This is a genomic window from Jannaschia sp. R86511, from assembly GCF_042466345.1.
Classification (GTDB): Bacteria; Actinomycetota; Actinomycetes; order Actinomycetales; family JBBAYJ01; genus Aquipuribacter.
Genome location: NZ_JAXHCD010000001.1, coordinates 2,577,803 through 2,597,424, shown reverse-complemented (window position 1 = coordinate 2,597,424; position 19,622 = coordinate 2,577,803). Strand labels below are relative to the sequence as shown.

Annotated in this window: 17 protein-coding genes, 1 tRNA gene and 1 other RNA gene; 8 read left to right on the top strand and 11 right to left on the bottom strand. The window is 74.7% G+C overall.

Annotated elements, in window-relative coordinates; genetic code table 11:
* Positions 1–4: 4 nt before the first annotated feature.
* Together SJY06_RS12225 and SJY06_RS12220 are read right to left on the bottom strand one after the other, a co-directional pair.
* A complete protein-coding gene (locus tag SJY06_RS12225) occupies positions 5–874 on the bottom strand; it encodes a YihY/virulence factor BrkB family protein (protein ID WP_380167806.1) in 870 nt (289 codons plus the stop codon).
* Between the two features lie 3 nt (positions 875–877).
* Positions 878–1,210, bottom strand: a complete 333-nt coding sequence (locus SJY06_RS12220; protein WP_380167805.1) for a hypothetical protein — start codon at positions 1,208–1,210, stop codon at positions 878–880.
* Between the two features lie 145 nt (positions 1,211–1,355).
* Here SJY06_RS12220 and SJY06_RS12215 point away from each other — a divergent pair, with 145 nt between their 5' ends.
* Positions 1,356–3,251 carry a Xaa-Pro dipeptidyl-peptidase gene (locus SJY06_RS12215; RefSeq protein WP_380167804.1) on the top strand — a complete coding sequence of 632 codons (1,896 nt, stop codon included), beginning with the start codon at positions 1,356–1,358 and terminating at the stop codon, positions 3,249–3,251.
* A 36-nt stretch (positions 3,252–3,287) separates the two neighbouring features.
* Here the strand turns inward: SJY06_RS12215 and SJY06_RS12210 are convergent, their stop codons facing one another.
* The 8 genes from SJY06_RS12210 to SJY06_RS12175 all read right to left on the bottom strand — a co-directional run bounded on the left by SJY06_RS12210 (position 3,288) and on the right by SJY06_RS12175 (position 8,860).
* Positions 3,288–4,028: a hypothetical protein gene (locus tag SJY06_RS12210; protein ID WP_380167803.1), complete on the bottom strand. Its 741-nt coding sequence runs from the start codon at positions 4,026–4,028 to the stop codon at positions 3,288–3,290.
* 142 nt (positions 4,029–4,170) lie between these two features.
* Positions 4,171–4,545, bottom strand: an RNA gene (rnpB, locus tag SJY06_RS12205) — RNase P RNA component class A.
* Between the two features lie 53 nt (positions 4,546–4,598).
* Positions 4,599–5,819, bottom strand: coding sequence for a bifunctional RNase H/acid phosphatase (locus SJY06_RS12200; protein ID WP_380167802.1), 1,221 nt, complete (start codon positions 5,817–5,819; stop codon positions 4,599–4,601).
* On the bottom strand, positions 5,816–6,556 hold the full coding sequence (locus SJY06_RS12195) for a zinc ribbon domain-containing protein (RefSeq protein WP_380167801.1): 741 nt from the start codon (positions 6,554–6,556) through the stop codon (positions 5,816–5,818). Before SJY06_RS12195 ends, SJY06_RS12200 begins: the two co-directional genes overlap by 4 nt.
* Positions 6,557–6,626: 70 nt before the next feature.
* Positions 6,627–7,757 carry a Nif3-like dinuclear metal center hexameric protein gene (locus SJY06_RS12190; RefSeq protein ID WP_380167800.1) on the bottom strand — a complete coding sequence of 377 codons (1,131 nt, stop codon included), beginning with the start codon at positions 7,755–7,757 and terminating at the stop codon, positions 6,627–6,629.
* Positions 7,758–7,797: 40 nt separating this feature from the next.
* Positions 7,798–7,871 (bottom strand) — tRNA-Val (locus SJY06_RS12185).
* A 57-nt stretch (positions 7,872–7,928) separates the two neighbouring features.
* A complete protein-coding gene (locus tag SJY06_RS12180; RefSeq protein WP_380167799.1) occupies positions 7,929–8,438 on the bottom strand; it encodes a peroxiredoxin in 510 nt (169 codons plus the stop codon).
* Positions 8,435–8,860, bottom strand: coding sequence for a DUF3052 domain-containing protein (locus SJY06_RS12175; RefSeq protein ID WP_380167798.1), 426 nt, complete (start codon positions 8,858–8,860; stop codon positions 8,435–8,437). Before SJY06_RS12175 ends, SJY06_RS12180 begins: the two co-directional genes overlap by 4 nt.
* Positions 8,861–9,096: 236 nt before the next feature.
* On the opposite strand from SJY06_RS12175, the gene aceE reads away from it, so the two are divergent.
* Positions 9,097–11,829, top strand: coding sequence for a pyruvate dehydrogenase (acetyl-transferring), homodimeric type (gene aceE, locus SJY06_RS12170; protein ID WP_380169707.1), 2,733 nt, complete (start codon positions 9,097–9,099; stop codon positions 11,827–11,829).
* 302 nt (positions 11,830–12,131) lie between these two features.
* On the opposite strand, the gene SJY06_RS12165 is transcribed toward aceE, so the two are convergent.
* A complete protein-coding gene (locus tag SJY06_RS12165) occupies positions 12,132–12,845 on the bottom strand; it encodes a hypothetical protein (RefSeq protein WP_380167797.1) in 714 nt (237 codons plus the stop codon).
* Between the two features lie 145 nt (positions 12,846–12,990).
* Here SJY06_RS12165 and SJY06_RS12160 point away from each other — a divergent pair, with 145 nt between their 5' ends.
* From SJY06_RS12160 to SJY06_RS12135, 6 genes are all read left to right on the top strand, one after another.
* Positions 12,991–14,178 (top strand): PucR family transcriptional regulator, encoded by a 1,188-nt coding sequence (locus SJY06_RS12160; protein ID WP_380167796.1) that lies wholly within the window; start codon positions 12,991–12,993, stop codon positions 14,176–14,178.
* Between the two features lie 79 nt (positions 14,179–14,257).
* Positions 14,258–15,457 (top strand): acyltransferase domain-containing protein, encoded by a 1,200-nt coding sequence (locus SJY06_RS12155; RefSeq protein WP_380167795.1) that lies wholly within the window; start codon positions 14,258–14,260, stop codon positions 15,455–15,457.
* Positions 15,454–16,473 carry a beta-ketoacyl-ACP synthase III gene (locus tag SJY06_RS12150; RefSeq protein WP_380167794.1) on the top strand — a complete coding sequence of 340 codons (1,020 nt, stop codon included), beginning with the start codon at positions 15,454–15,456 and terminating at the stop codon, positions 16,471–16,473. The genes SJY06_RS12155 and SJY06_RS12150 overlap by 4 nt, the downstream gene beginning before the upstream one ends.
* A gap of 73 nt (positions 16,474–16,546) precedes the next feature.
* A complete protein-coding gene (locus SJY06_RS12145; protein WP_380167793.1) occupies positions 16,547–16,792 on the top strand; it encodes an acyl carrier protein in 246 nt (81 codons plus the stop codon).
* 153 nt (positions 16,793–16,945) lie between these two features.
* The gene (fabF, locus tag SJY06_RS12140; RefSeq protein WP_380167792.1) at positions 16,946–18,193 is read left to right on the top strand and encodes a beta-ketoacyl-ACP synthase II; all 1,248 of its coding nucleotides are present in this window, start codon (positions 16,946–16,948) and stop codon (positions 18,191–18,193) included.
* Positions 18,190–19,608: an acyl-CoA carboxylase subunit beta gene (locus SJY06_RS12135; protein ID WP_380167791.1), complete on the top strand. Its 1,419-nt coding sequence runs from the start codon at positions 18,190–18,192 to the stop codon at positions 19,606–19,608. The genes fabF and SJY06_RS12135 overlap by 4 nt, the downstream gene beginning before the upstream one ends.
* Positions 19,609–19,622: the final 14 nt, after the last annotated feature.

Here is a 19,622-nt window from a genome sequence, read left to right as displayed (position 1 = left end):
CCGGTCAGCGGTCCCGGGCCGCCGCGGCGGTCGCCGAGGTGGCGGCGGGGCGGCTCAGCAGCACCGAGTTCAGCTGCCCACCCAGAAGCAGGGACAGGCTCAGCAGGTACACCCAGACCATCACGATGACGCCGCCGCCGAACGCGCCCAGGATCGGGTTGCCGTCCGCGACGAGCACCAGGTACAGGTGGAAGCCCGCGCTGCCCAGCAGCCACAGCGACGTGGTCAGCACCGCCCCGGGCAGGGCGTCGCGCCACCGGGTGCGGGCGTTGGGGGCCGCGCGCAGCAGCACCGTGGTCCAGGCGACCACCGCCAGCCCCAGCACGGGCAGCCGGACCACGTCCCAGAGGAAGCTGAACGTCGAGCCCAGGCCGACCAGGTCGGCCAGGCCCTCGCCCCGCCCGAACAGCGGCCCGACCACCAGCACCGTCAGCGACAGCACCAGCATGAGCAGGGTCCCCAGGGCCAGGCCGAGGCCCAGCAGCCGGCGGCGCCACCACGGCCGGCTCTCCGTGGTGGCGTAGGACAGGTTGAGGGCGTTGATCAGCACGGCGAACGCCGTCGAAAGGGTGACCACGCCCCCGATCCCGGCCACGGTGAGCAGCTGGCCCCGGCCGCCCTCGAACAGGTCCTCCACCGAGGCCACGGCCCCGGAGGCGTCGTCCGTCAGGACCAGGCGCAGCGCCGTGACCACCCGCTGCTGCACCTCCACGGCCAGGTCCGCCCCGACCACCACGTCCAGCACGCCCAGCAGGCCGGCGGACACCAGCAGCGCCGGGAACACCCCGAGGACGACGAAGAACGCCGTCTCGGCGGCCAGGCCCAGCAGCCGGTTGGCTGCGGTCCGTGCTGCCAGCTCCCGGAGGACCCGCACGGGTCAGCGCGTCAGCGGGCGTCGGGGCCCGTGGACCAGGGCGACCTGGGCGAAGAGGTCGGCCCGCTGCTCGCGCAGCGACGCCTTGGCGAAGCCGTAGAGCGGGTCGGAGCGGTCGGCGGCCGGTTCCGGGGCGAACGCCAGGCTCCGCTCGAGCAGGTCGCCGAACCGGTCGGCGTCGACCAGGTCCGCGCAGGCCTGGCACGCCGCCCACGGCCGGTCGCCACGGTCGTCGGTGCGGCCGCTGACCGGCGACGTGGTGGCGACCGGGGCGCTCACGGGGTACTCCCCCACCGGGTCCGAGGCGTCGCAGAAGTCGCAGCGGGTGTCGGGCACGGCGCCACCGTAGGCGACGGGGCCCCACCCCGCCGCCGGGGCCCGCGCGGGAGCGGCACCGCGACCAGATCTGTTGACAGGTCCTGACTGTGCTGCTTGGCTGCGCCGGTCCGGCCACACCCAGGCCGCCTCCGAGGGGAAACCGATGGCCCGCACCCACCGCCGCGCGCTCACGGTCGCGATCGCGACCACGTCCGCGCTGGCCCTGACCCTGCCCATGGGCGCCGCGTCCGCCACCACCCCGGCCCCGCAGGACCCGCCGGGGATCGAGGTGCGCGACGGGCTGACCCAGCCCATCCACGACTTCGCCGCCGCCATCACCGAGCGGGTGTGGGTCGAGACGGACCTCGACACCGACTCCGACGGCGTCCTGGACCGGGTCCTGGTCGACCTGTCGCGGCCCGCCCCCACCGCCGACGGGCTCGAGGTGCCCGTCGTGCTGGAGGCCAGCCCCTACCGCTCCGGCACCTGGGGCGATGCGCCGTACCACACCGACCTCGACCCGACCCGGCTGCCGCAGTCCCGGTTCGCGACGCCGGCGGCCGCGCTGCGGTCGCAGTCCTTCTCGGTGCTGTCGGCCCAGCCGAAGGCCGTCGACCTGCCGGGGTCCCTGGACAACTACTACGTGCCGCGCGGCTACGGCGTCGTGCTGGCCCAGAGCATCGGCACCGGCCAGTCCACCGGCTGCCCCACCACCGGCGACGACGCCGAGACCCGCAGCGCCAAGGCCGTCGTGGACTGGCTGGACGGGCGGGCCCGGGCCTTCGACGCGGTCGAGGGCGGCGCCGAGGTCGAGGCGGGCTGGACCAACGGTGCGGTCGGCATGACCGGCGCCAGCTACAACGGCACCATCCCCAACCAGCTCGCCACCTACGGCGACGAGGTGCCCAACCTCAAGACCATCGTCCCCGTGGTCGCCATCAGCGACTGGTACGGCTACTACCGCGAGAACGGCCTGGTCGTGGCCCCCGGTGGCTACCAGGGCGAGGACGCCGAGGTGCTGGCCGACTTCGTCGCCGGCGAGGCGCGGGCGACGGGCGAGTGCGCCGACGAGATCGCCCGCATCGAGGTCGAGCAGGACCGCGTGACGGGTGACTACAACGACTTCTGGGACGACCGCAACCACCTCGACGGGGCCGACGACGTCACCGCGAGCGTGTTCGTCGTCGACGGCCGCAACGACTGGAACGTCAAGCCGCTGCAGTGGTCCCGCTGGTGGGACGCCCTGGCCGAGGCCGGCGTGGAGCGCAAGATCTGGCTGCACAACGGCGGGCACGGCACCCCCGGCAACGCCGCGGCGTACACGCTGGCCGACGGTCAGCGGTGGACCTACCAGCAGACCGTGCACCGCTGGTTCGACCACGAGCTGTGGGGAGTGGACAACGGGATCATGACCGAGCCGCGCGCCATCGTGCAGCGCGAGGCCGCCGGGGTCGGCAACGTCACCTACGCCGACTGGCCGGTGCCGGGCAGCGCGGACGTCCGGCTCAGCCTGAACGCCACCTCGGCCACCGCCCCGGGCGGTCTGGGCAGCACCCGCGCCCGCTCGGTCGAGCAGTCGTTCACCGACGACGGCCGCAACCGCAACGGCACCTCGCTGATCGCGGGACCGGACACCGCCGATGACAACCGGCTCGGCTACACCACCGACCCGCTGTCGGCCCCGGTGCACCTGTCGGGCACGCCGTCGGTCGACCTGTTCGGCTCCGTCGACAACGACGACGCCGCCAACCTGACCGCCTACCTGGTCGACTACTCGCCCACCGGCGCCGCCACCATGGTCACCCGCGGCTGGATGGACGTGCAGAACCGGCAGAGCCGGGGGTGGACCTCGGCCGTCACCCCGGGCCGCGACTACCGGCTGCGCTGGGACCTGCACCCGGACGACTACGTGTTCGCGCCGGGGCACCGGGTCGGGCTGGTGGTCTTCTCCACCGACCGGGACTTCACGCTGCGACCGGACCCCGGCACGCGGCTGTCGCTGCAGCCCGGCAGCAGCACGCTGACGCTGCCGGTGGTCGGGGGCACCCTGGCCCCCTGACCGCCCGACGCCCTCGACGCCGGCCGGGCCCTCCGCTCAGCCGGCGTCGGGGTCGCGGGGCGCCCCGCACGTCACGGTGAGCACGTCACCGGGCAGGGCGGGCTCCGTGCTCGCCGCGGTCCCCCCGGACGCGGCCCCGCCCTGGGTGGTCATCGTCCCCGGTCCGTCGGGCACGAACCGGGCCGACAGCCCCGACTCATCCACCTGCAGGCGGCCCGCCTGCCGGACCCCACCCTGCTCGACCAGCCCGTCGTCGTCGGGGTAGCGCTCCCACCCAGCGTCGAGGACCGCGTCCAGCTCCCGGCTGCCGTCCGCGCCGGGCTCGACCGGATCGGCCCCGGCCGAGGCGGTGACGGCGAGCCTCGACCAGGTGCGTCCCAGGTCGTCACTGCCCAGCGTCACTCCCCCGTTGCCGAGGCCGGCCTGCCACACCTCCCCCTCCCAGCCGCAGCGCCCGGCGTCGGAGGACGTCGCCACGGGCGCCCGGCCCGACTCCTCGGCGAAGACGAACCGGACCGGTCGCACCGTGCTCTCGGCCGGGTCCACCGTGGGTCCCGCCGCCCGCACCGACGCGTCCGCGACCAGGGCCTCGTCACCGTCGTCGACCAGGGCCTCGTCACCGTCGTCGACCAGGGCCTCGTCACCGTCGTCGACCAGGGCCCGGTCGAGCGCCCCGCAGCCCGAGCCGAGCAGCCCGAGGCCCACCACGAGCCCCACCGCCAGCCCTCGCCGGACCGGCGCCCCACGCCGTCCGCGCGCGCCCGTAGCACCCACCATGCTCTCCCCCTCGCCACCGCCCCGACCGTCGCCGTGACGCTACCGCGCCGCACCTCCCGGCTGCGTCGCGAACGAGATCCGTCGGGCGACGGCCCACGTCGGTGTGTCGCCGTCGGACGACGGATCTCGGCGCCGGATCGGGGGGACGAGCCGGCCTGTAAGCCGGGTTCTGTACCGCTGCGAGCAGCGGTGGCGACCATCCATCTACGAGCGCCGTTGCCGACGCCCTCCTGCGGTCTACCCGGACGCTCGGGCGGGCCGCCCTCGAACGCGTCCTGTCTGACCTTGCTCCAGGTGGGGTTTACCTAGCCGCACCGGTCACCCGGCACGCTGGTGGTCTCTTGCACCACCCTTTCACCCTTACCGCCGGCCCGGTCACCCGGTCCGGAGGCGGTCTTCTCTCTGTGGCACTGTCCCGCGGGTCACCCCGGGTGGGCGTTACCCACCACCTCGCCCTGTGGAGCCCGGACTTTCCTCGGCGGGCCCGGAGGCCCGACGTGGCCGCCCGGCCGACTCGTCCGCGGTCAGGCTAGTGCCTGCCGCACTACGGCAGTGCGACCCGCGGCCGCCTCAGAACAGCGTGCCGGCCGACGTCTCCGGCGGGACGAACAGGCCGACGCCGTCCACCTCGGCGCCGCCGTCGGCCCAGTGCCGCGTCGTGGTCAGGCTGCCCGGGGCCACGCGCAGCCGCCACAGCGCCTGCTCCCCCGCGCCCAGCAGGCGTCGGACCACCGAGCGGACCGGCGTCATGTGGCAGACGACGACCACGGTGCCGCCGCGGTGCTGCTGCAGCAGGTCGGCGAGCCCGTCGTGCACCCGCTCCTCCAGGTCGAGCATCGACTCCCCGTCGGGCGGCCGGACGTCGGCGCGGGTCAGCCAGGCCCCGAACAGGTCCTTGTCGCGGGCCACCACCTCGGCCGCGGTCAGGCCGTCCCACTGCCCGAAGGCGACCTCGGCCCAGCGGTCGTCGACGGTCGGCGTCGGCCAGCCCAGCCGTCCGCCCAGCAGCTCGGCGGTCTGCCGGGCCCGCAGCAGCGGCGACACGACGACCGCGTCGACCGGCACGTCGACCAGGAAAGGCGCCGCCCCGACGGCGTCGAGCCGGCCGACGTCGGTCAGCGGGGCGTCCTCGCCGCGGATCCCCGAGAAGCGGCGCTCCTGCGTCAGCCGGGTCCGGCCGTGGCGGACCACCAGGACCGTGGTCGCCTCGCCCAGGTCACCCTGGCTGGCCCCCTGCGGCACGGCCGTGGCGGCGCGGGACGGCCGGGGGTCGGGGGCCGGGTCACCGGGGGCGACGGGGTCGGTGGTGTCGTCCGGGTCGGTCGGGTCCGGGTCGGACGCAACCATGGCGATCATGTCCTCGACGGTGCGCTCGACCCCGTCCATGGCGTCGTTGGCGAGCTTGTCGGCCTTGCCGTTCTGGGCCCGCGGCACCCAGGTGTAGCGGACCCGGCCGGCGTCGAACGCGTCGTGGGCCTGCTTGGCGATGCCCGCCAGCCGACGGTCCTTGATCTTCCACCGCCCGGACATCTGCTCCACGACCAGCTTGGAGTCCATCCGCACCTCGACCTGGGCGTCGGGGTCGATGGCGTGGGCCATCCGCAGCCCGGCCAGCAGGCCGGAGTACTCGGCGACGTTGTTGGTCGTCACGCCGCACCGCTCGCCCGCCTCGGCCAGGACGCGCCCGGCCGGGTCGCGGACCAGCGCGCCGAAGCCGGACGGGCCCGGGTTGCCCCGGGAGCCGCCGTCGGCCTCGACGACCAGCCTGCGCGCGCCCGCCGCCGGGCTCACGCGTCCGGCTTCGCGGGCCGCACCAGGATGCGCTCGCACTCGGGGCAGCGGAGCATCTCGTCGGCCGGGCGGGCCAGCAGGGCGTGCACCTCGGTCGGCGAGATCGGCATGCGGCAGCCCTCGCAGCGCCCCGCCTCGAGCAGGGCGGCGCCGCTGCCCAGCCGGCCGCGCAGCCGCTCGTAGACCTTCATCATGGGCTCGGCCAGGCCCGTCGCCGCGGCCTTCCGGTCGTCCTCCAGCGCGGTCCGCTGCGAGTCGAGCTCGGCGAAGCGGGCGTCGCGGGCGGCGGTCACGGTCTCCAGCTCGGTCCGGGCCGCGGCGAGCCGCTGCTCCACGCCGGCCAGCAGCGCGGCCTGCTCCTCGCGCCGCTCCATCACCTCGAGCTCGACGTCCTCCAGGTCCGACTGGCGCCGGGCGAGGCTCTCCAGCTCGTGCTGGATGCCCATCAGGTCCTTGGAGCTGCCCTGGCCGGACTCGAGCCGTGCGCGGTCGCGCTCGGCGCGGGCCCGGACGGCCTGGACGTCGTTCTCGGCCCGGGTGACCTCGCGGTCCAGGTCGGACACCTTGGTCTGCAGCAGGACGACGTCGTCGCGCAGCGTGCCGACGAGGCTCTGCAGCTCGGCGGCGCGGGCGGCCTCGGGCAGGGTCTCGCGGGTGTGGGCCACCTGGTCCAGGCGGGTGTCGAGGGCCTGCACCTCCAGCAGCCTGCGCTGGTCGGCGGGGTCGACGGTCACCATGGGTGGGCTCCTCGGGAGGTCTGGCGCTTCTGCTGTTGTGGCGTGCCGGCCGCGACCGTGGCCCGGCGCCTCAGGCGCGCGAGGTCCACGGGTCGGTCACGGTACGCGACACGACGACGTCCAGGTGCTCGCCCAGCGGGTCCAGCGCCGACAGGATCCGCTCGCGGGCCCCCATGAGCCAGGGCCACTCGCTGGCCCAGTGCGGCACGTCCACCAGCCACGGCCCGCCGACCTCGAGGCAGTCGGAGGCGGGGTGGTGGCGCAGGTCCGCGGTGACGAACACGTCGGCGCCGGCGGCGCGCGCGGCCCCGATGAGCGAGTCGCCCGAGCCGCCGCAGACCGCGACGCGCTCCACCTGGGCGTGGACCGGGCCGGCGATCCGGATGCCCGCGTTGGTGCGCGGCAGCACCCGGGCGACGTGCTCGGCGAAGGCCTGCAGGCCCATCGGCTGCGGCAGGCGACCCACCCGGCCCAGGCCGCGCGGGCCCGACCAGGACGCCAGCTCGAGCACCTGGAACGCAGGCTCCTCGTAGGGGTGGGCACGTCGCAGCGCGGCCAGGACGCGCTCGCGGTCCGCGCGCGGCGCGACCATCGCGACCTGGTCCTCCTCGACGCTGCTGCGCTCCCCCGCCCGTCCCGTCGTGGGCGTGCTGCCCGGACCCGGCTCGAAGGTGCCCACGCCCGTGGCCGTCCATGCGCAGCGCGCGTAGTCGCCCAGCCGGCCGGCCCCGGCCGCGGCGAGGGCGTCGACCACGGCCTCGCGGGAGGCCGGCGGCACCTGGACGACGACCTGGTCCACCGGGTCCTCGTCGCGGGCGTCCAGCGGCACCAGGCCGGTCAGCCCGATGGTGCGGGCCAGCGCGTCCGACACCCCCGGCGCCGCGACGTCGGCGTTCGTGTGGGCGGTGAACAGCCCGCAGCCACCGGTGACCAGGCGGTGCAGCAGCCGGCCCTTGACGGTGTCGGTGCCCACGCCGTGCACGGCGCGCAGCAGCAGGGGGTGGTGGGCCACCAGCAGGTCCGCCCCGGCGGCCAGCGCCTCGTCGACCACGGCCTCGGTGACGTCGACGGTCAGCAGGACCGAGGCCACGGGCGCCTCGGTGTCGCCGCAGACCAGGCCGACCGCGTCCCAGTCCTCCGCCAGGTGCCGGGGGTAGGCCTCGTCGAGGGCGGAGACGACGTCGCGCAGAGTGACGGCCATGTCAGAGAACCCTAGTCGAGCTGCCGCCGGGACGACGCCGTGGGCCCGGCCGGGCTCGAACCGACGACACCCGCGGTGTAAGCGCGGTGCTCTGACCAACTGAGCTACAGGCCCCTGTGCGCGGGAACGATACCGCCGACGGGTCCGCGGACCCGTCGGCGACTGACACGCTCAGAGCGCGGCGAGCGCCGTCTTGTAGGCCTGCGGGTCCCGCGCCTCGCCCGGTCCCTGGACCAGGCTCCAGCGCAGCACGCCGGTCGCGTCGACCAGGAACGAGCCGCGCGCCGCGAAGCCGAGGCCGGGCATGAACACCCCGTACGCCTTCGCGGTCTCGCCGTGCGGCCAGAAGTCGCTCAGCAGCGGGAACCGGTAGCCCTCGGCGTCCCCCCAGGCCCGCAGCGCGTGACCCGGGTCGCAGGAGACCCCCACCACCTGAACGTCGTCGTTGGCGAAGCTCGACAGGTCGTCGCGGATCTCGCACAGCTCACCGGTGCAGGTGCCCGAGAACGCGAACGGGTAGAAGACCAGCAGCACCGCCTGTCCCCCGCCGGTCAGCGAGGCCAGGCTGACCTCCTGGCCGTGCTGGTCCTTCAGCGTGAACTCCGGCGCCGGCCGGCCCACCTCGGGCAGGTCGCCCTCGGTGGGGATGCCGATGTCTGCCCGTGCCCCGGTACCCGTCACTTGCGTCCCTTCGGGCTGGCCAGCCGCGTGCCGGACCAGTCCGGGCACGCGCTGATGCTGCTGGTGGCGTGCAGGCCCGCGGTGGGCGCTGCCTCCTCGATGTCGCCGGGCTCGACGTGGTCGGGCCGGCCGAGCTTGGGGGTGAGCAGCCAGACGGCGCCGCCCTCCCCGAGGTTGGTCAGGGCGTCCACGAGGGTGTCGACGAGGTCGCCGTCACCGTCGCGGAACCAGACCAGGACGACGTCCGCGACCTCGATCGAGTCCTCGTCCTCCAAGGGCTCGCCCGAGACCGACTCGACCTGCAGGCGCAGATCCTCGTCGACGTCGTCGTCCCACCCGAACTCCTGGACGACCTGCCCCGCGGTGATCCCCAAGCGGCGGGCCAGATCGGTGTCCGCCGGTCTGTCGGCGGTGGCTGACATGCAGTGAGCTCCCTCGTCATGGGCCGGTTCGGCCTGCGGTAGACGTCGGTGCACGACGTCGCGGACGACAGTCCACCCCACCCCTGCCGACCGGCGCAAGCAGAGACCCTCGTGTTGGCCGGTCGGCCTCAGGGGGCCAGGATGGTCCCAGGACCCGGGCGACCCCCGGACAGCCCACGCAACGCACCTGCCGAGGACCCGCTGGAGGACACGTGGCACACGCCGACGACGCACCGATGCTGGACGGCCTGCTCGCCCAGCTGCCGGACGTCGACCCCGAGGAGACCGCGGAGTGGCGCCAGTCGCTCGCCGCGGCCGTGGAGGCCGGCGGCAAGCAGCGCGCCCGCTACCTGATGCTGCAGATGCTGCAGTCCGCCCGTGAGCAGCACCTGGGCGTACCCAGCCTGATGTCGACGGACTACATCAACACCATCCCGCCGGAGTCCGAGCCGCTCTTCCCGGGCGACGAGGAGGTCGAGCGCCGCTACCGCCGCTGGATCCGCTGGAACGCGGCCGTCATGGTGCACCGGGCCCAGGCGCCCGGCATCGGCGTGGGCGGTCACATCTCGACCTACGCGTCGTCGGCGACGCTGTACGAGGTGGGCTTCAACCACTTCTGGAAGGGCCGCGACCACGAGGGCGGCGGCGACAACATCTTCGTCCAGGGCCACGCCAGCCCGGGGATCTACGCCCGGGCCTACCTGGAGGGCCGCCTCAGCGAGGAGCAGATGGACGGCTTCCGGCAGGAGAAGTCGTCGGCCACGGGCGGGCTGTCCAGCTACCCGCACCCGCGCCTGATGCCGGACTTCTGGGAGTTCCCGACCGTGTCCATGGGCCTGGGCCCGATCAACGCGATCTGGCAGGCGCAGTTCGACAAGTACCTGCACAACCGCGGGATCAAGGACACGTCGCAGCAGCACACCTGGGCGTTCCTGGGCGACGGCGAGATGGACGAGCCCGAGAGCCGCGGCGCCCTGCAGATCGCGGCGGCCGAGAACCTCGACAACCTGACCTTCGTCATCAACTGCAACCTGCAGCGCCTCGACGGCCCGGTCCGGGGCAACGGCAAGATCATCCAGGAGCTGGAGTCGTTCTTCCGCGGGGCGGGCTGGAACGTCATCAAGGTCGTCTGGGGCCGGGACTGGGACCCGCTGCTGGCCGCGGACCGCGACGGCGCGCTGGTCAAGCTCATGAACGACACCCTGGACGGCGACTACCAGACCTACCGGGCCGAGAGCGGCGAGTTCATCCGCGAGCACTTCTTCAACCGCGACCCGCGGACCAAGAAGCTGGCCCAGCCGCTGTCCGACGCCGACATCTGGAACCTGCGCCGCGGCGGGCACGACTACCGCAAGGTGTTCGCCGCCTACAAGGCCGCGACCGAGCACACGGGCCAGCCCACGGTCATCCTGGCCAAGACGGTCAAGGGCTGGGGCCTCGGCACCAACTTCGCCGGGCGCAACGCGACCCACCAGATGAAGAAGCTGGCCCTGGACGACCTCAAGAACTTCCGCGACGGGCTGCGCATCCCCGTCGAGGACAGCCAGCTCGAGGCCGACCCGTACCACCCGCCGTACTACAAGCCCGCCGACGACGACGAGACCATGGAGTACCTGCGCGAGCGTCGCCGCCGCCTGGGTGGCGGGCTGCCCTCGCGCAAGGGCAGCCGCGGCGCCATCACGCTGCCCGGCGACGAGGCGTACGCCGTGGCCAAGCGCGGCTCCGGCAAGCAGCAGGTCGCCACCACCATGGGCTTCGTCCGGGTGCTGCGGGACCTGATGCGCGACAAGGAGTTCGGCAAGCGGGTCGTGCCGATCATCCCCGACGAGGCGCGCACGTTCGGCATGGACTCGTTCTTCCCGACCGCCAAGATCTACAACCCGTCGGGCCAGAAGTACGTGTCGGTCGACCGCGACCTGATGCTGTCCTACAAGGAGGCCAAGGACGGGCAGATCCTGCACGTCGGCATCAACGAGGCCGGCTCGGTGGCCGCGTTCACCGCGGTCGGGTCGTCGTACTCCACCCACGGCGAGCCCATGGTGCCGATCTACATCTTCTACTCGATGTTCGGCTTCCAGCGCACCGGTGACGCCATGTGGGCGGCCGCGGACCAGATGGCGCGCGGGTTCTTCCTGGGGGCCACGGCCGGGCGGACCACGCTGACCGGCGAGGGGCTGCAGCACGCCGACGGGCACTCCCCGCTGCTGGCGGCCACCAACCCGGCGATCGTGTCCTACGACCCGGCGTACGTGTACGAGATCGGCCACATCGTCCGCGACGGCCTGCAGCGCATGTACGGCGAGGGCGGCCCGGACGGCACGGGCGAGAACGTCATGTACTACATCACCCTGTACAACGAGCCCTACGTGCAGCCGGCCGAGCCCGAGGGCCTGGACGTCGAGGGCGTCATCAAGGGCATGTACCTGGCCCACCCGGGCTCCGGCGACGGCCCGCGGGTGCAGCTGCTCGCCTCCGGCGTCGGCGTGCCGTGGGCCCTGGAGGCCCAGCAGCTGCTGGCCGACGACTGGGGCGTGGTGGCCGACGTGTGGTCGGTGACGTCGTGGGCGGAGCTCCGCCGCGACGCCATGGCCGCCGACAGCGACGCCTTCGACGCCCCCGACCAGGAGCGCCGCGTGCCGTTCGTCACCCAGAAGCTCGGCGAGGCCGAGGGCCCCGTCGTCGCGGTGTCGGACTACATGCGGGCCGTGCCCGACCAGATCGCCCAGTACGTGCCGGGCGAGCAGGGCCGGTTCGTCTCGCTGGGCACGGACGGGTTCGGGTTCTCCGACACCCGCGCCGCGGCCCGCCGGTTCTTCAAGGTGGACGGTCCGTCCGTCGCGGTGCAGGCCCTGGCCTCGCTCGGCCGGACCGGCGCCGTCGACCGCGACCTGGCCAAGCAGGCCTACGACAAGTACTCGATCAGCGACGTCAACGCCGGCACGACCGGCAACGCGGGCGGGGACGCCTGACCGACCGCACCCAGCAATGCAGAACGCGCCCGGCGGCCTGACCGCCGGGCGCGTTCGTGCTGCTGGGGCCCTGACGGCGCCGTGGGGCGGACGCCGACCACCACAACGACACTGCCGGAGCCGTTAGGGGCCCCAGGGACGCGTTCCGGCCGCCACAACGACACGGCGAGTGCCGCTACGGCGCCCAGGGACGCGTTCCGGCCACCACGACGACACGGTCGGTGCCGATGTGGCAGCCAGCACGCGCCTCGGCACCCACAACCACCCGCTCAGCGGCGGGCGGGCTCAGGGACGGCGGTCGCTCAGGGGCGGCGGGCGCGCTCCGCCTGCGAGATGGCGCGCTCCATGTCGCGGCGCATGGCCGCCACGCCGGTGGCGTCGGGGTGCTCGCCCAGGACGTCCAGGTGGCGCCGGGCCTCGGCCAGGCGGTGGGCGTCCACCGCCGCGGCGACCATCGCGCGGCCGGCGGCCAGCGGGTGATCGGTCGGGCGCCAGTGGCCCATGCCCAGCGACAGGGCGCCGTCGTTGTCGCCGGCCTCCCGCAGCAGGTCCAGGCCGTAGGACAGCGCCGAGCCGGACGGGTCGCGCTCGGCGGCGATGCCGAGGCGGCGCAGGGCCGCCTCGCGGTCGTCGGCCAGCGACAGCCGGGCCAGCTCGACCAGCGGGTACCAGGCGCGCTGGTCGTGGGCCAGCTCCTCGGCCAGCGCCCAGACGGCGTTCTCCTGGGCCTGGACGGGGTCCCCGGCCGCGTGGCCCTCGGCGGCGCGGCGACGCACCACCCCGGCCAGCTCGTTGAACCGGCCCTCGTTGTTCGGGTCCTCGCGGAGGAGCTCGTGCAGCCGCTCCTCGTCCACGGACTCGTGGACGCTGGACACCGGCTCCGGCTCGTGGGCCTGCCGGGCGGTGCCGTCCCCGGCACGGGCGCCCGCGGGCTGCATCACCGGCGACACCAGCTCGGGCCGGCTCCGGTCGTCCTTGCGTCGTAGGCGGTCACGCCACGTTCTGATCCCAGGCACGGTGCCTCCCCTCGGTTCCCGGCCACAGTAACGAAGGCCCCGGCACGCGGCCCCCGCTCGCGGCCGGACCCGGCGACGCGGGACTCCGCGCGGCCGGTCGGGCGGCCCCGGCGGCGGGCGCGGCGCCGGCGACTACCGTTGGCCCATGAGCAGCGACGCCACCGTCACGACGGCGTTGTCGGAGGACTCGCTGCGGGCGCTGGAGTGGGCCAGCGCGACGATCTCGTCCCGGGCGCTGGCCCGGATGGACGAGGAGCTGGACTGGTTCCCCGGGCTGCCGCCCGAGGCCCGCTCGTCCGTCGGGCTGGTGGCCCAGACCGGCGTGTCGGGGTTCGTGCGCTGGTGCCGGGCGGGCGCCCCGGTGGGCCCCAGCGTCCGCAGCGTGGACCTGTTCGGCGCCGCCCCCCGCGACCTGACCCGGCTGATCAGCCTGCACCAGACGGTCACCCTGGTCCGGACCGCCATCGACACCTCCGAGCGGCTGCTGGAGGACACGCTGCCCGAGGCGGACCTGCCCAGCGCCCGGCTGCTGCTGCTGCGCTACGCCCGCGAGGTCGCCTTCGCCGCGGCCGAGGTCTACGCCCGGGCGGCCGAGACCCGCGGCGCCTGGGACGCCCGGCTGGAGGCCCTCGTGGTCGACTCGCTGGTGCGCGGCGACTCCGAGGACGCGCTCGCCTCGCAGGCCTCGGCCCTGTCCTGGCCGCTGGACACCCCGACCACCGTGGTGGTGGCCACGGGCGACAGCACGACCGAGCCCCAGGCGCTGCGCCGGGTCGCCCGGGCCCACCGGGTCGAGCTGCTCGTCGGGCATCAGAACGACCGCCTCGTGCTGGTGCTGGGCGGCGCCGCGGAGGCCGTCGCCGTGGTCACCGACATGCTCGACCTCGTCGGCGACGGGCCCGTCGTGGTCGGTCCGACCCGGACCGGCCTGCCGTCCGCGCCCCGCTCGGCCCGGGCCGCCCTGGCCGGGGCGACCGCGGCCCGGGCCTGGCCCGGCGCCCCGCGTCCGGTGCTGGCCACGGCCCTGCTGCCCGAACGGGTGCTGTCCGGCGACGTCACGGCGCGACGCGCCCTGGTGGACCTCGTGCACACCCCCCTGCTCGCGGCCGGCAACGACCTGCTCGACACCGTGCAGGCCTACGTGGACACCGGCGGGGCGCTGGAGGCGGCCGCCCGGCTGCTGTTCGTGCACGCCAACACGGTCCGCTACCGGCTCAACCGGGTCGAGCAGCTGACCGGCCTGCTGGCCACCGACCCGCGGGAGCGCTGGACCCTGCAGCTGGGCCTGGCGCTGGGTCGCCTGGCCGAGTCACCGCGCGGACCCCGGTTGTAGGACTCCTACAAGACGACACGGCAAACCTCGTACCGGACGGAGCCGCGTCCGACGCCCGGACTGGTCCAGTGTGGGGCCCGTGCTGATCGTCGTCTGCCCCGGCCAGGGGTCCCAGTCCCCCGGATTCCTCGCCCCGTGGCTCGAGCTGCCGGGGTTCGAGGAGCGGCTGTCGTGGCTGTCGGCCGTGGCCGCCGTCGACCTGGTGGCGCACGGCACGACATCGGACGCCGACACCATCCGCGACACCGCCGTCGCGCAGCCGCTCATCGTCGGCGCCGGGCTGGTGTCGCTGCTGGAGCTGTTCCCGCACCCCTCCGACGCGTTCCGGCTGACCGCCGCCGGCGCCGGGCACTCCGTCGGCGAGATCACCGCGGCCTCCGCCGCCGGGGTCATGACGGCCGAGCAGGCCATGGTGTTCGTGCGCGAGCGCGGCAACGCCATGGCCCGGGCCAGCGCCGTCACCCCGACGGGCATGAGCGCCGTGGTCGGGGGCGACCCGGCCGAGGTCGAGCAGGTCCTGGCCCGCCACGGCCTCACCGCCGCCAACAACAACGGCGCCGGGCAGGTCGTGGCCGCCGGCACGATGGAGCAGCTGGCCGCCCTCACCGCCGACCCGCCCGCCAAGGCCCGGGTCATCCCGCTCCAGGTCGCCGGGGCGTTCCACACCGAGCACATGGCCCCGGCCGTCGACGTGCTCGCCCGCCACGCCCGCGCCATCACCACCCACGACCCGCGCAGCCGGCTGGTGTCCAACGCCGACGGCACGGTCGTGCACGACGGCCGCGAGGTGCTGGGCCGGCTCGTGTCGCAGGTGGCCCGCCCGGTGCGCTGGGACCTGTGCATGGAGACCTTCCGCGACCTCGGGGTCACCGGCATCGTCGAGATCCCGCCCGCCGGCACCCTGGCCAACCTGGCCAAGCGGGCGCTCAAGGGCGTCGACGTGGTGGCGCTGCGGACGCCGGACGACCTGCCCGCCGCCCGGGCGCTGGTGCGCGAGCACGGCCAGGCGAGCCCGGTGGCGCTCAACCCGACCTGGCGCCTGGTCGTGGCCCCCGCCAAGGGCGTCGTCAGCATGGGCGCGCTGCCCGAGGGCGCCCACGTGGAGCCGGGGGACGTCGTCGCCCGGGTCGAGGGCCTGCGCGACTCCTACGACGTCACGGCCCCCCACGGCGGCACCGTCGTGGAGTGGATCGTCCACGACGGCGACCCCGTCTCCCCCGGCCAGCCCCTGGTCCGGCTGCACCCGACCAGCCCGCAGGCCGCAGGAGGCCGCCCATGACCGCAGCGACCATCACGCAGTCCACCGGGGCCGCGCACACCCGCATCATGGGGGTCGGCGCCATGCGGCCCGAGCGCGTCGTGACCAACGACGAGGTCTGCACCTGGATCGACTCCTCCGACCAGTGGATCCGGGAGCGCAGCGGCATCGCGACCCGCCGCTTCGCCCGGCCCGAGCAGACCGTGGTCGACCTGGCTCTGCCCGCCTGCCAGGACGCGCTCGCCATGGCCGGCGTCAGCCCGTCCGACATCGACGCCGTCGTGGTGTCCACCGTCACCTGGTACCTGCAGACGCCGTCGGCCGCGGCGGTCCTCGCCGAGCGGCTGGGGGCCACCCCGGCCGCGGCGTTCGACCTGTCGGCCGCCTGCGCCGGGTTCTGCCACGGCGTCGGGCTCGCCTCGGACATGGTGCGCGCCGGCTCCGCCCGCCACGTGCTGGTCGTCGGCGTCGAGAAGCTGTCCGACTTCACCGACCTGCGCGACCGCAAGACCGCGTTCCTGTTCGGCGACGGCGCCGGCGCGGTGGTCGTCGGCCCGTCCGACCGCCCGGGCATCGGCCCGACCCTGTGGGGCAGCGACGGCGCCCAGGCCGACGTCATCAGCCAGACCGAGCCGTGGACGGCGATGCGCAGCGAGGACGGCCGCACCATCTCCGGGGACTGGCCGTCGCTGGCCATGGCCGGGCAGACGGTGTTCCGCTGGGCGGTGTGGCAGATGGCGCCCGTGGCGCAGAAGGCCATGGACGCCGCCGGGGTCCGGGCCTCCGACCTGGCCGCGTTCATCCCCCACCAGGCCAACGTGCGGATCATCGACGCGATGGTCAAGCAGCTCGGCCTGCCCCCGGACCTGCCCGTGGCCCGGGACATCGAGCACATGGGCAACACGTCGGCGGCCTCGGTGCCGCTGGCCATGGAGCGGATGCTGAGCGACGGCACCGCGCCCCACGGCGGCCTCGCGCTGCTCATCGGTTTCGGCGCAGGCCTCGTCTACGCCGCACAGGTCGTCGAGCTGCCCTGAGCAGCCCGGCACCGAACGCACGACCCGCCAGACCCGACCCGCACCACCCACGAAGCAGCAGAGGAGCACCACCATGGCAAGCGAGCAGGAGATCCTGAGCGGCCTCGCCGAGATCGTCAACGAGGAGACCGGCCTGCCGGCCGACGCCGTCGAGATGGACAAGTCGTTCACCGACGACCTCGACATCGACTCGCTGTCGATGATGACGATCGTCGTGAACGCCGAGGAGAAGTTCGGCATCCGCATCCCCGACGAGGACGTCAAGAACCTCGCCACCGTGCGCGACGCCGTCAGCTACATCGCCCAGGCCCAGGGCTGAGGGACGGCCGGGCGCCCACCAGGCGCCCGGCCGGCACCCCCTCGCACCACCAGCCCCACCCAGGAGCCGGCGACGACGCCACCCGCGTCGGGCCCGCCCCGCAGCGCCACCCCCCACCCCGCGGGTGCCCCCGCACGAGATCCGGGAGAGCCAATGAGCACCACCGTCGTCGTCACCGGCCTCGGCGCCACCACACCCATCGGCGGGGACGCGGCCGCCACCTGGCAGGCCGCCCTCAAGGGCACCTCCGGTGCCGCCCCCTGGCACGGGCCGTGGGTGGACGACTTCGAGCTGCCCGTGCGCTTCGGCGCGCAGCTCAGCGTCCCCGCCGCCGACGTGCTGACCAAGGTGCAGCTGCGCCGGCTCGACCCGAGCTCGCAGTACGCGCTGATCGCCGCCCGCGACGCCTGGGCCGACGCCGGGTCGCCCGAGCCGGAGCCGACGCGCCTGGGCGTGTGCCTGGCCAGCGGCATCGGCGGGCTGTGGACCCTGCTGGACAACTGGGACGCCATGAAGGCCTCCGGTCCCCGCAAGGTGTTCCCGCTGTCGATCCCGATGCTCATGCCGAACGCCCCGGCCGCCACCGTCAGCCTCGAGGTGGGGGCCCGCGCCGGCGCCCACACCCCGGTCAGCGCCTGCGCGTCGGGCGCCGAGGCCATCGCGATGGCCATCGACATGATCCGCCTGGGCCGCGCCGACATCGTCGTCGCCGGCGGCACCGAGGCCGTCGTGCACCCGCTGCCCGTGGCTGCGTTCGCCGCCATGCAGGCGCTGTCGACCCGTAACGACGACCCGGCCACCGCCTCGCGGCCCTACGACGTCGGCCGCGACGGCTTCGTGCTCGGCGAGGGCGCCGGGGTCGTGGTGCTGGAGTCCCTGGAGCACGCGCAGGCGCGCGGCGCCCGGATCCACGCCGAGGTGCTCGGCGCCGGCATGAGCTCCGACGCCCACCACATCGCCGCCCCCGAGCCCGAGGGCATGGGCGCCGCCCGGGCCGTGGAGCAGGCCCTGCGGGTGTCCGGCCTGGAGCCCGGCGACATCGACCACATCAACGCCCACGCCACGTCGACCCCGGTGGGCGACAAGGCCGAGGCCAAGGCCATCCGGCGCGCCCTCGGCTCGGCCGCCGACGACATCCTGGTCTCGGCGACCAAGTCCATGACGGGCCACCTGCTCGGCGCCGCCGGGGCGGTCGAGGCCGTGTTCAGCATCTGCGCCGTCCGCGACCGGCTGGCCCCGCCCAGCATCAACATCACCGAGATCGACCCCGAGGTCGACCTCCAGGTGGTCCGGGACACCGCGGCCACCATCGGTGACGGCACCCGACCCGTCGTCGCCCTCAACAACTCCTTCGGCTTCGGCGGCCACAACGTCGCCCTGACCTTCCGGAGCCACTCATGACGGCCACCACCAGCACGGGCGACCTGACCGTCGAGGTCGACCCGCGAGACCCGATGCTGCGGCTGCAGGCCTTCGCCGACCCCGACAGCGTCGAGCTGCTCACCCCGCCCGACGATTCCGGCATGGTCGCGGCCACCGTCCGCGTCGACGGCACGCCCGCCGTCGTCTTCGTCTCCGACGCCCGCACCATGGGCGGGGCGATGGGCGAGGCCGGCTGCAAGGTCGTCCTGCTCGCCTACGAGCGCGCGCTGGCCGACCAGGTCCCCGTCGTGGGCCTGTGGCACTCCGGCGGCGCCCGCCTGGCCGAGGGCGTGGTCAGCCTGCACGCAGTCGGCGAGGTCTTCGCGATCATGACGCGCGCCTCGGGGAAGATCCCCCAGATCAGCGTGGTCATCGGCGCGGCCGCCGGCGGCGCCGCCTACGGCCCGGCCCTGACCGACGTCGTGGTGCTCGGCCCCGACGGCCGCGTGTTCGTCACCGGCCCGGACGTCGTCCGCAGCGTGACGGGCGAGAAGGTCGACGCGCTGCGCCTGGGCGGGCCCGAGCCGCACGGGCGCCGCTCCGGCGTCGTCCACGTCACCACCGAGACCACCGAGGACGCCTACCTGCGCGGGCGCGAGCTCGTGACCCTGCTCGGCGCCCCCGGCCGGGTGGGCCCCGACGGCGTCGCCGACCGCGACCTGGGCCGGCACCTGCCGGAGAACCCCAAGCGGGCCTACGACATGCACCCCGTCGTCGCCGACCTGCTCGACGAGGACCACGAGCAGCTGGAGCTGCACGCGCGCTGGGCGCCCAACGTCATCACCACCCTCGGCCGACTGGGCGGCGGCACGGTCGGCGTCATCGCCAACAACCCGATGCGGCTCGGCGGCTGCCTGGACTCCAGCTCGGCCGAGAAGGCCGCGCGCTTCGTGCGGATGTGCGACGCGTTCGGCATCCCGCTGCTGGTGCTGGTGGACGTCCCGGGCTACCTGCCGGGCGTCGGCCAGGAGTGGGACGGCGTCGTGCGCCGCGGCGCCAAGCTGCTGCACGCGTTCGCCGAGGCCACCGTCCCGCGGGTCACGCTGGTGATCCGCAAGGCCTACGGCGGGGCCTACATCGCCATGAACTCGCGGTCGCTGGGCGCCACGCGGGTCTTCGCCTGGCCCACCGGCGAGGTGGCGGTCATGGGCGCCGTCGCCGCGGTCCGCATCCTGCACCGTCGGCGGCTGGCCGAGGTGCCGGACGAGTCGCGCGCGCAGGTCGAGGCCGAGCTGGCCGCGGAGCACGAGCGGCTGGCCGGCGGCATCCCCCGGGCCATGGAGATCGGCGTCGTGGACGAGGTCATCGCCACGGCCCGGACCCGCTCGGCGCTCGCCGGCGCCGTGGCGGCCGCCCCAGCGACGCGCGGCCTGCACGGCAACATCCCGCTGTAGGGCCGGACGGGACC